A 13214-nucleotide genomic window follows, 5' to 3' on the forward strand; every position below is an offset into this window, starting at 1 on the left:
TGTTGGCTTCCTTTATTTTATTCCGCAAGCCCCAGGTCGACGCGCGGGGCGTCCGCCCACAGCCGCTCGAGCGAATAGAACTCGCGGGTTTTGTCATAGAAGATATGGACGATCACGTCGTAGTAATCGAGCACGACCCACATGGCCGACTGGTAGCCCTCGATGCGGCGCGGCTCGAAGCCCTGCTTGGAGAGCCCCTCCTCGACCGCGTCCGAAAGCGCCTTGACCTGCGCGTTGGACCCGCCAGACGCGATGACAAAATAATCCCCGATCGTGGTCAGATCCCGGATCTCGATCGCGGTGATGTCCGTGCCCTTTTTTTCCGACAGGAGCCTCGCGGCCTCCTTTGCCATTTCAATCGATGTCATTGCTTCACCTCCGGTAAAAAATCAGTACGCCATATAGACATTATATGCCTGGAACGTATCAAAGCTGATTCCGAGCGACCGCTCCACGAGGTCGTTGACCGCGTAGCGCATCGCTTCCTTCATCGCGGGCTTGAGGGCGGTTTCCGCGAGTTTCCGCATCGGCAGGATGTCGGGATAGACGCGGTCGACACTCGTCAAATCCGCCAGATAGACCACCTCGTCCAGCTCGGTCATATGCCCGCACGCCGTCGTGTGAAAACGGATGGCGTGCAGGATCCCGGGGTCGGTGATGCCGAGCTTCTCCGAAATGAAGCCGCACGCCGCCATGCCGTGCCACGTCTTGGGCTGGCTCTCCTGCACGCTGTCAAGAATGATACCACACTTTGTGAGCCATTGCAACTGCTCCTCCCTGGGCATCTCCTTGCAGATATCGTGCATCCAGCCGGCCACCATCGCCTTCTGCTCGTCGCAGCCGTAGAGCCGCGCAAGCTTCTGCGCCTGCTGCACCACGCACTGGGTGTGGTAGTACCGCTTGGCCGAGAGGGTCTTTTTCGCAAGTTTGTCCAGCTTCTTCAGATCATATTCCATCAGGAACGCCCCGCTTTCCTACAATGTCTGATAGAGCCCATGGCTGTCGATGTATGCGGCGACCTTTGGCGGGACCAGCCCGCCGAGCGGTTTTTTCTCCCGCGCGCGCCCGCGCACGAGCGTCGAGGAGATCGGAAGGGGGTTAAGCTCGACCAGCTCGCAGCGCGCCCCCTGCGCCTCGAGCGAGCGTTTGCAGTCGGCGAGCCGGCCGCGCAGCGCGGTGTCCCGCGCCCCGGCGCAGATGACCGCCAGCTCGCAGATGCGCCTCCACTCCCGCCACCCGGTCAGCGTCAGGAACATGTCGCTGCCCATGATGAGGTAGAAGCCGTCGTCCGGGTATTCCTTTGCAAGCTGCTCGAGGGTGTCCACCGTGTAGCTTTTCTGCCCGCGCCGCAGCTCGATGTCGCTCGCCTCGAAGCCGGGCAGGCCGTCGAAGGCGAGGCGGCACATCGCGAGCCGGTCCGCCCCGTCCGCGAGCTGCTCCCCCGGCTTGTGGGGCGGCAGGCAGGTGGGGATGACCAGCATCCGGTCGAGCCGGAGCGCGTCAAAATAGGTGCGCGCCAGGTGGATGTGGCCGTTGTGGACGGGATTGAAGGTCCCGCCGAAGACTCCCGTGCGCATCAGCCGAGGTCGATGACCGGCTTTTCAGGGTTGCGGCGGTAGAGCACCAGCTTCATGCCGATGACCTGCACCACCTCGGAGCCGGTCGCCTCGGCGAGCTGCTGCGCGACCTCGCGCACCGGCGCGGGGCTCGTCTCGAGCACCCGCAGCTTGATGAGCTCGCGCGCCGTCAGCGCGTCGTCCACCTGTTTGACGAGCGCTTCCGCCACGCCGCCCTTGCCCACCTGGAGGATGGTCTCCCCGGTGCTCGCGATGCCGCGGAGCTTCGCCCGCTGTTTGCTTGTCAGCATATCCTTTTCTCCTCTATCTCATCCGTTTTGATGTTCGTTCAGCTTGCGCGCCAGTTCCCGCAGCGCCTTGCCGCGGTGGGATACCGCGTCCTTCTCCTCCGCGGAGAGCTCCGCGAAGCTGCGGTCCCCCACGTAGAAGATGGGGTCGTACCCGAAGCCGCCGTCCCCGCGCGGCTCCCAGCCGATCTTCCCTTCACAGGTCCCCTCCGCGTCGATGCGGGCGCCGTCCGCGCCGATGTAGCAGATGTGCGCCACGAAGCGCGCCGTGCGGCGCTCCTCCGGCACCCCCTCCAGCTCCCCGAGCAGGCGGGAAATCTTTTCGGGATAGGGGGTCTCCTCCCCCGCGTACCGCGCCGAGTAGACTCCCGGCGCGCCGTCCAGCGCGTCGACGCAGAGCCCCGAGTCGTCCGCGACGGCGGCCAGCCCGGTGCGCTCATGGACCGCGTCCGCCTTGAGGAAGGCGTTTTCCGCGAAGGTCGTCCCCGTCTCCTCGACCGAGAGGCCGGGGCAGACCTCCGACTGCGCGGCGGGCTCGATGCCCAGCGGCGCGAAGATGCGGGCAAATTCCCGGAGCTTGCCCATGTTCCCCGTCGCGGCGATCACCTTCATCACGCGTCCTCCTCCGTTTCCTCCCGCCCGCCGAAGAGGGCGTCGACAAAGTCCTGCGCGTTAAAGGGCCGCAGATCGTCGATCTGCTCGCCCACGCCGATATATTTGATCGGGACCTGTAATTCCTGCTTGATGCCGATGACCACGCCGCCGCGCGCCGTGCCGTCGAGCTTGGTGAGGATGATGCCGGTGATGCCCGCGGCCTCCTTGAACTGGCGCGCCTGGTTGAGGGCGTTCTGCCCCGTCGTCGCGTCGAGCACGAGCAGCACCTCGGTGTCGCAGCCGGGAGCTTCCCGCTGGATGACGCGGGAGATTTTGCCCAGCTCGTCCATGAGGTTCTTCTTGTTGTGGAGGCGGCCCGCCGTGTCGCAGATGACCACGTCCACGCCGCGCGCCCTGCCCGCCGTGACCGCGTCGAAGACGACGGCCGCCGGGTCGGAGCCCTCCGACTGCCGGATCATGTCGACCCCCGAGCGTTCGGCCCACACGCCGAGCTGTTCGATCGCCGCCGCGCGGAAGGTGTCCGCCGCGCCGAGCAGCACCTTTTTGCCGTCCGCCTTGAGGTTGGCGGCGAGCTTGCCGATCGTGGTGGTCTTGCCCACCCCGTTCACGCCGATGACGAGGATGACCGACGGCCTGGTCGAGAGGTTCAGCTCCTCCCCGCCCGCAAGCATCCCCGCGATGATCTCCTTGAGCAGGCCCTTGACCTCCGACGCGTCGGTGACGCCCCGCCGTTTGACCTCCGCGCGCAGTTCATCGCAGATGGCCGCGGCGGTCACCGCGCCCACGTCGGACATGATGAGCGTCTCCTCGAGCTCCTCAAAGAGCTCCTCGTCGATCCTGGTGAAGGAATTGACCAGCTCGTCGACGGCGCGCGCCATCGACTCCCGCGTCTTTTTGAGCCCTTCCGCAAGTCTTCCGAAAAATCCCATTTGGTACCCCCCTACTTGATGCCCAGTTTGCTTTCGATCTCGCTGACGTGCAGTTCAAGCAGCTTGGACACGCCCTCCTCCTGCATCGTCACGCCGTAGAGCATGTCCGCTTCCTCCATCGTGCCGCGCCGGTGGGTGATCGTGATGAACTGGGTCCTGTCGCACATCGTGCGCAGATACTGCGCGTATTTGACGACGTTCACGTCGTCGAGCGCCGCCTCGATCTCGTCGAGCAGGCAAAAGGGCGACGGCCGCACCTTGAGGATTGCGAAATAGATGGCGATCGCCACAAACGCCTGCTCGCCGCCCGAGAGGGCCGCGAGGTTCTTGATGATCTTGCCGGGCGGCTGGACGTAGATTTCGATGCCCGATTCGAGCACGCTGCCCGGGTCGGTGAGGGTGAGCTCCGCCCGCCCGCCGTCGAAGAGCTCGGTGAAGATCCTGGAGAAATTTTCGGCGATCCTGCCGAAATTATCCGCGAAGATCGACTGCATGTCGCTCGTGAGCTGGGTGATCAGCTTCATGAGCTCGGCGCGGGACTTCTCCGCGTCGTCCGTCTGGGTCTTGAGGAAGCGGTACCGCTCCGACACCTCTTTGTATTCCTCGATCGCGCCAACGTTGACGTTGCCGAGCGCCCGGATCTTCCCCTTGAGCTCCCCGAGTCGCCGCTGCGCCTTCCCGGCGTCCTCCACCGGCCGCGCGATCTCGGAGGCCTGCGTGCGGGTGATCTCATATTCGTCCCACAGCCGCGAGATGATGCCGTCGTACTCCGCCTGGAGCGACGCCTTCTTCTCCTCGAGCCGCGCAAGCTCCCGCCCGGCGGTCTCCCGCCGCGCCGTGATCTCCTTTTCGTCGGCGCGCAGGGCGGTGGTCTTCGCCTCGCAGGCGTTGCGCGCCTGCGTCTTCTGCTCGATCTCCGCGCCCAGCGCGGCGGCCTGCGCCGCGTAGTCCTCCCGCCGCCGCTCGGCCTGCGCGATCTTCTCCCGGATTTCCGCGTTCTCCCGCAGATAATCCGCCCGCTGCCGCTCGAGCCCGGCGACGTGCTCCTTCTGGTGCAGCTTCTGGTCGCGCAGCTGGTCGGCCATCTGCCGCAGGCCGTCGATCTCCTTGGTGATCGAGATGATCTCCACGTCCTGCCGGGACAGGCGCGCGGACACCTCCGACGCCTGCGCCGCGCAGGTGTCCCGCTTGGAGGCGAGCACGCCGAGCTGCTGCGCCACCTCGTCAAGCTGGCGGTTCAAATCGTCGGTCAGCTCGGCGCTCGTGACGTTCTTTTCCTTCAGTTCCTCGAGCCGTTCGGCCAGCCGGCCGTATTCCTCCGCCGCCTGCTCGCGGGAACGGACCGCCTCGTCGCGGGCGGAAGCCAGCTGCTTCTGCTCGGCGGTATAGCGGATCTTATCCTCCTGCGCGGTGGCGAGCTCCCCGTCGATCCCCGCGAGCGACGCCTGCACGGCCGCGATCTCCTCGCGCAGCGACTTGATCTGCCCGTCGAGCCCCGCCATCTCCTTTTCGCACGCCGCGGCCCTGCCCTTGAGCTCCTCGATCTCCTTCGAGCGGCTGAGGATGCCCGCGCTGCGCGCGGCCCAGCCGCCCGTCATCGAGCCGCCCGCGTTGACGACCTGCCCGTCGAGGGTGACGACGCGGAAGCGGTAGCCGCCCTTTTTCGCGGCGGTGGCCGCGCAGTCGAGGTCCCGAACGATCACGATGCGGCCCAAAAGCTGGTTGATCACGCCCCGGTAGCGCTCGTCGCACCGGACCAGGTCGGCGGCAACGCCAACAAAGCCGTCCGTTCCGGGCAGCCAGTTTTCGTTGAGCCGATTCCCCTTGACCGTGGAGACGGGCAGGAAGGTCGCCCGGCCCGACTTGCTCGATTTGAGCATGCCGATGGCGCGCTTGGCGACCGCCTCGTCCTTGACGACGATGTTCTGCATCGCCGCGCCGAGCGCGATCTCCACCGCGAGCGCGTAGTCGTCCTCCACCGAGATGAGCCGGGAGACGGGGCCGTAAACGTCCCCGATCGCGCCCCTGCGCGCCTGCTCCATGATGTATTTGACGCTCTGTGAAAAGCCCTCCAGGCTGTTCTCCATGTCGAAGAGCAGCTTGGCCCGCTGGGTGTGGGCGCGGGCCTTGTCCTCGAGGGCGCGCCGCTGCTCGAGCAGCGCGTCGAGCTTCTGCCGGCGGCCCTCCAGCTTCATCTGGCAGCCCCTGCGGGAATTTTGCAGCGAAAGCAGGTTCTCCTCGATCCCCTCGAGCAGCTCCCCGCAGTCGGAGAGCTCCCGCCGGATCTTCGCGATATTTTCGTCCTTGACGACCGCGCCCTCCTTGAGGGATTCGAGCCGCGCGATCGTCTCGTCGATCAGCGAGCTGCTCGACGCGGAGGAGAGCTTGACCTCGTTGATGCTCTGGGTCAGGCCGAAGCGGCGCTCCTTGAGCGCGTCGATCTTCCCGCGGCAGTCCTCCTGCACTTCTCCCAGCGTCGTCAGTTCCCGCTGGACCTCCTCATGCCTGCGGTGCAGGTCGTCAAGGCCCTGCCGGCGTTTTGCGATCTGCGCCTCAAAGGTATGTATCCTTTCGTCGAGATCGCTGTCCGACGCGTCCGACTGCTCCAGCTCGGCCCGGATGCGCTCGACCGACGCGTCGTTGTGCGCCATATCGTTGCGCAGGACGGCGATCTCCGCCCCGCTCTGCGCCGTGAGCTCCTCGATCTCCCGGACGCGCCCGCGCCGCGAGTCGATCTCGACCGCGAGCGCCTGCATCTGCGCGAAGAACGCGTTGATCTGCCCCTCGATGCCGTCGAGCTCCGCCTGGACGCCGTCGTGCTCGTCGCGGCAGAGCAGGATCTTGTCCTCCTGCTCCCGCAGCACCGCCCTGGATTTGTCGAGCGTCAGCACCCAGAGGGAGATTTCCAGCGTCTTCTTCTCCCCCGCGTATTCGAGGAACTGCGCCGCCTTTTCCGACTGCGCCCGCAGCGGTTCCACACGGCTTTCGAGCTCGTCGAGGATGTCCCGCAGGCGAAGGAGGTTTTCCTCCGCGGCCTCCAGGCGGCGCTGGGCCTCGAGCTTGCGGTAGCGGTACTTGGAGATCCCCGCCGCCTCCTCGAAGATTTCGCGGCGCTGGGTGCTCTTGGCGCTGACGATCTCGGCGATCTTGCCCTGCCCGATGATCGAGTAGCCGTCCCGCCCGAGCCCCGTGTCCATGAAGAGCTCGTAGACGTCCTTGAGGCGCACCGCCGCGCCGTTCAGCCGGTATTCGCTCTCCCCCGAGCGGTAGAGCTTGCGACCGACCGTGACCACGTCGCTGTCGCAGGCGAGCGCGCGGTCGGCGTTGTCGATCGTGAGCAGCACCTGCGCGTAGCCCTGCGGTTTGCGCGCCTGCGTGCCGCCGAAAATGACGTCCTCCATCTTGCCGCCGCGCAGCGTCTTCGTCGACTGCTCCCCCAGCACCCAGCGCACCGCGTCCGCGATGTTGCTCTTGCCCGAGCCGTTCGGCCCGACGACGGCCGTGATGCCGTCGTGGAAGCTGAGCTTTGTGCGGTCGGGGAAGGATTTGAACCCCTGTATCTCCAAGCTGCGAAGACGCAATGTCACACTTCCTTTATCTCGATCGCGAGGCCTGAGAGCCCCCCGTCCGGTTCTATCTTTACATGATACCCTAATTTCCCCAGTTTTTCAACGGTGCGCGCCCCGTGCCCCGTAATTTTTGAGAGGCTCCGGGGGCCGACCCGCAGGAGGTACTCCCCCTCCGGGCGTCCGGCGAGAAGCGCCTCGGCGCGCCGGCGCATCGCCTCCCCCTCGCAGAGCTCGCGGAACGCCGGGTGGTAGGGCCCGGCCAGCCGCTCCCGCTCGAGGGAGTCCTGCGCGTGCAGGCCCATGCGGATGACGCGGACGCCCTTCCCCTCGAAGAATTCGAGCAGCCGCGCCCCGAGCGAGACGGCCTCCTCGAGCGTCTGGGGGCGGTAGGCCCCCGCGCGCCAGAGCGCCGCGAGCCCCGTCCCCTCCATCACGACCGTCGGATAGACCCGCACCGTGTCGGGAGCGCACGCGGCCAGGCGCTCCGCGGTCATGAAGTCGCGCGCCTCGTCCGAGCCGTAAAGCCCCGTCATCATCTGGAGCCCCAGCTCGAAGCCCGCATCCCGCACGAGCCCTGCGGCGCGCTCCACGTCGGCGGCGGTGTGGCCGCGCAGGTTCTGATCGAGCACCCCGTCGTCCATGCTCTGCGCGCCGAGCTCGACCGCGGTCACCCCGTACCGCCGCAGCAGGCCGAGCGTTTCCCCGTCCACCGCGTCGGGCCGGGTGGAAATGCGGATGCCCCGGAACGCGCCGCCCACAAAGGGGGCGGCAGCCTCGAGCAGCTCGAGCATGTAGTCCCGGCCGATGGCGGTGAAGCTGCCGCCGAAAAAGGCGATCTCCGCGTCGGTGTCCGTGCCCGCGAGCGAACGGGCCGATTCGGCGCAGAGCGCCGCGACCGATTTCCCCGTCGGGGCCTCCCGCGCGCCCGAGATGCTTTTCTGGTTGCAGAAGCTGCACTGCCTCGGGCAGCCGGCGTGGGGGACGAAGATCGCGAGGTTCGCGTGCCTCACGGGCACTCGCCCATCAGCCGCAGCGCCTCGCGGGCGGCCGCCTGCTCGGCGCTCTTCTTGCTGCCGCCGCGCCCGCTGCCGATCACGTTGCTGTTGAGGTGCACCTCGACCACAAAGGACTTGTTGTGGTCGGGACCGGACTCCTCGACAAGCACGTAGGAAAGCCGCTCCTCGGGGTTCTTCTGGATGATCTCCTGGAGCATCGTCTTGTAGTCGGTGAAGGCAAACTCGTCCCGGTGCTCGAGCGTGTCCACGACGAAGCCGAGCACGAATCTGCGCGCCGGTTCGATCCCCCCGTCGAGGTAGATCGCCGCGAGCAGCGCCTCAAACGCGTCGGCCAGAATCGATGGGCGGGTGCGCCCCCCCATCATCTCCTCGCCGCGTCCGAGTTTGAGGTAGTCCCCCAGCGAAAACTGCCGCGCGAACTCGCAGAGGGATTTTTCGCACACCATCGCCGCGCGCAGCTTGGTGAGGTCCCCCTCCGCGAGGTGGAAGGTGTGGAAGAGATAGTCGGAAACGATGATCGAGAGCACCGCGTCCCCCAAAAACTCCTGCCGCTCGTTGCTCGAGAGGTTCTTCTTCATCTCGTTGGCGTAGGAGGAGTGGGTCAGCGCGATGTCGAGGTATTTGCGGTTCTGGAAGGTGTATCCGATCCGCTCCTCAAGCGGGGCCGTATCCTTTACATGTGCTTCCATCTCAGCCCTCCGTCCGGTTGTCCGCAGCGTTCGCCCGGAGCTGCGCGAGCGCGTCGCTGATCTCGCCGATCACGCCCCGCTCGGTGTACTCCTTCGCCTGCCGGATCGCGTTTTTGAACGCCTTTGCGTTCGAGCTGCCGTGCGCCTTGATGACCGGCTTGGAGATGCCCATCAGCGGCGCGCCGCCGTACTCGGTGTAGTCCATCTTCTTTTTGAAGGAGAGCACGCCCTTGCTCAGAAAGACCGCGCCGATCTTGGAGGCCGCGTTTTGGAAGAGGATGCCCTTGAGCTCCTTCGAAAACCAGGAGCCCAGCCCCTCGGTCAGCTTCAGCACGACGTTGCCGACGAACCCGTCCGCGATCGCCACGTCGCATTTGGTGAAGGGCAGGTCGCGCGGCTCGACGTTGCCGACGAAGTTGACCGGCGCGTGCTGCATCATCCGGTATGCGTCGATCTGTAACTCGAGGCCCTTATTCTCCTCCGCGCCGATGTTGATGATGCCGACGCGCGGGCGCTCGATCCCCAGGACATGCTCCATGTAGGCGCTGCCCATAATGCCGAACTGCACGAGCATCTCGGGACGGCACTCGGCGTTCGCGCCCATGTCGAGCAGCATGTAGCAGCCGTCCTGCGAGGGGATGACGGTCGCGAGCGCGGCGCGCTTGATCCCCTTGATCCGCTTGACGAAGAGGGATGCGCCCACGACGATCGCGCCCGTGCTGCCCGCCGAGACGAAGGCGTCCCCCTCGCCCGAGGCAAGCATCTTCATGCCGACCGCCATCGTGCAGTCGTCGTACGACTTGACCACCTCGGTCGGGTCGACCTCCACCGGGATGACCTTCTCCACGTCAGTGATCGAGATGCGGTCGAGCGGGATCCGGTTCTTTTGGCACACCTCGCGGATGATTTTTTCGCTTCCGCAGGCGATGATGTCGACGCCGTACTCCTTCACGGCCATGGCGCAGCCCCTGAGGACCTCGAGCGGCGCGTTGTCTCCGCCGAAGGCGTCCACGATGATTCTCATGATTATAAGACCTCCTGTTCTTCCCGCAGGACCTCCCGCAGGTGGCCGAGCCCCCGCTCGGCGATCATCTGGTAACGCTGCTGCTTGTCCCGCACCCGTTCGCCGAGCGGGGGCAGCAGCCCCATATTACAGCCCATCGGCTGGAACCCGGCGACGCTTTCATCGCTGATGTAGGCGCACAGCGCCCCCGACATCGTGTCGCGCGGCAGCTCCAGAGCGGGCAGCCCGCGCAGCCTGCGCGCAAGCTGCTTCCCTGCTAGGATTCCCGACATGGCCGACTCAATATACCCCTCCACGCCGGTAATCTGCCCTGCAAAGCAGATTCTTTCCTCGCTTCGCAGCCGAAAGGCACCGTCCAGCAGGCGGGGCGAATCGAGGAAGGTGTTGCGGTGCATCACGCCGTACCGCGCGAATTCCGCGTGTTCGAGCCCCGGGATCATCGAAAAGACCCGCTTCTGCTCCCCAAATTTGAGGTTGGTCTGGAAGCCCACAAGGTTGTAGAGGCTCCCCTCCCGGTTCTCCCGCCGCAGCTGCACGACCGCCCACGGGCGGCGCCCGGTGCGCGGGTCGCGCAGGCCGACCGGCTTGAGCGGCCCGTAGCGGATGGTGTCCGGACCGCGCCGCGCCATGATCTCGATCGGCATGCAGCCCTCGTAGACCTTCTCCTCCGGGCGGTCGAAGCTGTGCAGCGGCGCGCCCTCGGCGCTTAACAGCGCGTCGTAGAACCGTTCGTACTCCTCCTTCGTAAAGGGGCAGTTGATGTAGTCGTCCTCCCCGCGGCCGTAGCGCGCCGCGAAAAAGACCCGCTCCCGGTCGAGCGAATCGAAGGTGACGATCGGCGCGGCCGCGTCGTAGAAGCTCAGCGACCCGCCGCAGCGCGCCTCGATGTCGGCCGCGAGCGCGTCGGAGGTGAGCGGCCCCGTCGCCACGATCACATTCCCCTCTTCGGGGATCTTCGCCACCTCGCCGGGGACGACCTCGATCAGCGCGTGCGCGCGCACGCGCGCCGTCACGAGCGCGGAAAACGCGTCCCGGTCCACGGCAAGCGCGCCGCCCGCCGCCACGCTCGTTTCATGAGCGCAGGCGACGACCAGCGAACCCATCATGCGCATCTCTTCCTTGAGCATCCCCGCCGCCGAGCCGATGCGCTGGGCCTTGAGCGAGTTGGAGCAGACAAGCTCCGCGAAATTTTCACTGTGGTGCGCGGGGGAAAACCTTTGCGGCTTCATTTCGTGGAGCCGCACCGGGATTCCCGCGTTTGCCAGCGCCCACGCGGCCTCGCAGCCGGCGAGCCCCGCGCCGATGACCGCGACCGGCGTCATTCCTCGTCCGCGTCCCCGGCAGAGGACTTCCCTTTCACCGGCCGCGCGTAGTCGCAGCCCTCCTTGAGGCAGTGGATGAGCGCGCCGCGCCCCGTCTTCTGGAAGAGGGCCGCGCCGCATTTGGGACAGGGCTCCGAGAGCGGTTTGTCCCACGTCATGAACTTGCATTCGGGGAAGTGCTCGCAGCCGTAGTAGCCCTTGCCGTTCTTCGACTTTTTGGCGAGCACCTTGCCGCCGCACACGGGGCAGAGCCCACCCGTCTCCTTGACGATCTTCTTGGTGTTGCGGCACTCGGGGAAGCCCGGGCAGGCGAGGAATTTGCCGAACCGCCCGGTCTTGATGACCATCTTGCGCCCGCACAGCTCGCAGACCACGTCGGTCTCCTCGTCGGGGACCTTGACGCGGGTGCCCTCCATATTCTTTTCCGCCGTTTCAAGCGTCGTTATGAAATCCCCATAGAAGCCGTCGAGCACCTGGGTATAGCTCTCCTTGCCCTCCTCGACCTCGTCGAGGCTCTTCTCCATGTTGGCGGTGAAGTCGATGTCGACAATCTTGGAGAACTGCTCCTCCATCAGCTTGGTCGTCACCTCGCCCAGCGCGGTCGGCTTGAGGGCCTTGCCCTCCCGCTCGACGTAGCCGCGCGCCAGGATCGTCGTGATCGTCGGCGCGTAGGTGCTCGGGCGGCCGATGCCGTTTTCCTCGAGCGTCTTGATGAGGGATGCCTCGGTGTAGCGCGCGGGCGGCTGGGTGAAGTGCTGGTTGGGGGTGAGCTGCTTGAGGGCGAGGGCGCCGCCCGTCTCAAGCGGCGGGAGCGCCGCGGAATTCTCCTCGTCGGAGTCCTTGGCCTCCTCGTAAAGCACTGTAAAGCCGTCAAACTTTACCGTGAAGCCGGACGCCTTGAACAGGCAGTTCGCGGCGTTGATGTCGACCGCCACGGTGTCGAGCAGGGCGTTGGCCATCTGGCTGGCGATAAACCGCTCCCAGATGAGCTTGTAGAGCTTATACTGCTCGGCGCTGAGGTCCTTCTTGACCTTTTCGGGCGTGAGGGTCGGATCGGACGGGCGGATCGCCTCGTGCGCGTCCTGCGCGTTCTTCTTGGATTTGAAGACGCGGCGGGTCCCCGGCAGGTACTCCTTGCCGTAGGTCTCGGTGATGTAGGCCTTGGCGATGTCGGCGGCCTCGTCGGAGATGCGCAGGCTGTCGGTACGCATGTAGGTGATGAGGCCGGTCGCGCCGATCCCCTCGATCTCGATGCCCTCATAGAGCTCCTGTGCGATCTTCATCGTGCGGCGGGACTGGTAGCCGAGCCGCCGGGAGGCCTCCTGCTGGAGGGTCGAGGTGATGAAGGGCGGCGCGGGGGATTTTTTGCGGACCCCCTTCTTGACGTTGCCGACGGTGTAGTCCGCCCCGTCGAGGGATTCGATGATCTTTTTCGCGCTCTCCTCGTCCGGAATGCCGGCGAGCTCGAGCTTTTTGCCGTCGATCGAATAGAGCTTGGCCGGGAAGGGCTTTTTCGCATAGCCCTTGGCGGCGAGCAGCGCGTCGATGGACCAGTATTCCTGCTGCTTGAAGGCGCGGATCTCCTCCTCGCGGTCGAGGATGATCCGCACCGCGACCGACTGCACCCGCCCGGCCGACAGCCCCTTGCGCACCTTGCGCCAGAGGAAGGGGCTGATCTTGTAGCCGACGATGCGGTCGAGGATGCGGCGCGCCTGCTGCGCGTCCACGAGCTTTTCGTCGATTGTGCGCGGGTGCTCCATGCCGTAATGCACGCCGCTCTTGGTAATCTCGTTGAAGGTGACGCGGTTCTGCTCCTTCATGTCGACGCCGAGCATCTGCGCCAGGTGCCAGGAGATCGCCTCCCCCTCGCGGTCCGGGTCGGTCGCGAGATAGATGGCGTCGCTCTTCTTGGCGGCCTTTTTAAGGTCCTTGATAAGGTCCTCCTTACCCTTGATGTCGACGTACTGCGGCGCGAAGCCGTTGTCCACGTCGACCCCCAGCTTGCTCTTGGGCAGATCGCGGACATGTCCCATCGACGCGACCACCTCAAACCCCTTCCCGAGGTATTTTTTTATCGTTTTCGCCTTTGCGGGCGACTCCACGATGACAAGATTGGACAACTTGTAACCATTCCTTTCCCGGGGAAGCTCCCCTCTATCAATAAACGCGCTCACGCGCAGTCAATT

The 13214-nt window shown here is 65.6% G+C and carries 12 protein-coding genes; all 12 read right to left on the reverse strand.

Features of this window, described 5'->3' with window-relative positions; all coding sequences use genetic code 11:
- Positions 1-17 precede the first annotated feature (17 nt).
- From rsfS to topA, 12 genes are read right to left on the reverse strand one after another with little or no spacing between them, the layout of a single operon-like run.
- A complete protein-coding gene (rsfS, locus tag C1A13_RS08100) occupies positions 18-368 on the reverse strand; it encodes a ribosome silencing factor (protein WP_101550888.1) in 351 nt (116 codons plus the stop codon).
- A 21-nt stretch (positions 369-389) separates the two neighbouring features.
- A complete protein-coding gene (gene yqeK / locus C1A13_RS08105) occupies positions 390-956 on the reverse strand; it encodes a bis(5'-nucleosyl)-tetraphosphatase (symmetrical) YqeK (protein WP_101550890.1) in 567 nt (188 codons plus the stop codon).
- An 18-nt stretch (positions 957-974) separates the two neighbouring features.
- Positions 975-1577, reverse strand: a complete 603-nt coding sequence (gene nadD / locus C1A13_RS08110; protein ID WP_242970836.1) for a nicotinate (nicotinamide) nucleotide adenylyltransferase — start codon at positions 1575-1577, stop codon at positions 975-977.
- Positions 1577-1867, reverse strand: coding sequence for a YhbY family RNA-binding protein (locus tag C1A13_RS08115; RefSeq protein ID WP_101550893.1), 291 nt, complete (start codon positions 1865-1867; stop codon positions 1577-1579). The genes nadD and C1A13_RS08115 overlap by 1 nt, the downstream gene beginning before the upstream one ends.
- An 18-nt stretch (positions 1868-1885) precedes the next feature.
- On the reverse strand, positions 1886-2476 hold the full coding sequence (gene rdgB / locus C1A13_RS08120) for an RdgB/HAM1 family non-canonical purine NTP pyrophosphatase (RefSeq protein WP_101550895.1): 591 nt from the start codon (positions 2474-2476) through the stop codon (positions 1886-1888).
- Entirely contained in the window at positions 2476-3408 is a 933-nt protein-coding gene (gene ftsY / locus C1A13_RS08125) for a signal recognition particle-docking protein FtsY (protein WP_101550897.1), read from the reverse strand. Before ftsY ends, rdgB begins: the two co-directional genes overlap by 1 nt.
- An 11-nt stretch (positions 3409-3419) precedes the next feature.
- Entirely contained in the window at positions 3420-6989 is a 3570-nt protein-coding gene (gene smc / locus C1A13_RS08130; RefSeq protein WP_172439216.1) for a chromosome segregation protein SMC, read from the reverse strand.
- 2 nt (positions 6990-6991) lie between these two features.
- Positions 6992-7987 carry a radical SAM protein gene (locus tag C1A13_RS08135; protein WP_101553223.1) on the reverse strand — a complete coding sequence of 332 codons (996 nt, stop codon included), beginning with the start codon at positions 7985-7987 and terminating at the stop codon, positions 6992-6994.
- Positions 7984-8682, reverse strand: a complete 699-nt coding sequence (gene rnc / locus C1A13_RS08140; RefSeq protein ID WP_101550901.1) for a ribonuclease III — start codon at positions 8680-8682, stop codon at positions 7984-7986. The genes C1A13_RS08135 and rnc overlap by 4 nt, the downstream gene beginning before the upstream one ends.
- A 1-nt stretch (position 8683) precedes the next feature.
- Complete coding sequence (plsX, locus tag C1A13_RS08145; RefSeq protein WP_101550902.1) at positions 8684-9706, reverse strand: phosphate acyltransferase PlsX; 1023 nt, start codon at positions 9704-9706, stop codon at positions 8684-8686.
- Between the two features lie 2 nt (positions 9707-9708).
- A complete protein-coding gene (gene trmFO / locus C1A13_RS08150; protein ID WP_101550904.1) occupies positions 9709-11028 on the reverse strand; it encodes a methylenetetrahydrofolate--tRNA-(uracil(54)-C(5))-methyltransferase (FADH(2)-oxidizing) TrmFO in 1320 nt (439 codons plus the stop codon).
- Entirely contained in the window at positions 11025-13148 is a 2124-nt protein-coding gene (gene topA / locus C1A13_RS08155) for a type I DNA topoisomerase (protein ID WP_101550907.1), read from the reverse strand. The genes trmFO and topA overlap by 4 nt, the downstream gene beginning before the upstream one ends.
- Positions 13149-13214 lie beyond the last annotated feature (66 nt).

The organism is Anaerotruncus massiliensis (ex Togo et al. 2026) (genome assembly GCF_900199635.1).
Taxonomy (GTDB): domain Bacteria; phylum Bacillota; class Clostridia; order Oscillospirales; family Ruminococcaceae; genus Anaerotruncus; species Anaerotruncus massiliensis.

What these genes read in the sequence shown, in the direction of transcription:
- rsfS (WP_101550888.1), bottom strand. Translation starts at nt 368, where the DNA reads ATGACATCGATTGAAATGGCAAAGGAGGCCGCGAGGCTCCTGTCGGAA.
- yqeK (WP_101550890.1), bottom strand. Translation starts at nt 956, where the DNA reads ATGGAATATGATCTGAAGAAGCTGGACAAACTTGCGAAAAAGACCCTC.
- nadD (WP_242970836.1), bottom strand. Translation starts at nt 1,577, where the DNA reads ATGCGCACGGGAGTCTTCGGCGGGACCTTCAATCCCGTCCACAACGGC.
- C1A13_RS08115 (WP_101550893.1), bottom strand. Translation starts at nt 1,867, where the DNA reads ATGCTGACAAGCAAACAGCGGGCGAAGCTCCGCGGCATCGCGAGCACC.
- rdgB (WP_101550895.1), bottom strand. Translation starts at nt 2,476, where the DNA reads ATGAAGGTGATCGCCGCGACGGGGAACATGGGCAAGCTCCGGGAATTT.
- ftsY (WP_101550897.1), bottom strand. Translation starts at nt 3,408, where the DNA reads ATGGGATTTTTCGGAAGACTTGCGGAAGGGCTCAAAAAGACGCGGGAG.
- rnc (WP_101550901.1), bottom strand. Translation starts at nt 8,682, where the DNA reads ATGGAAGCACATGTAAAGGATACGGCCCCGCTTGAGGAGCGGATCGGA.
- plsX (WP_101550902.1), bottom strand. Translation starts at nt 9,706, where the DNA reads ATGAGAATCATCGTGGACGCCTTCGGCGGAGACAACGCGCCGCTCGAG.
- trmFO (WP_101550904.1), bottom strand. Translation starts at nt 11,028, where the DNA reads ATGACGCCGGTCGCGGTCATCGGCGCGGGGCTCGCCGGCTGCGAGGCC.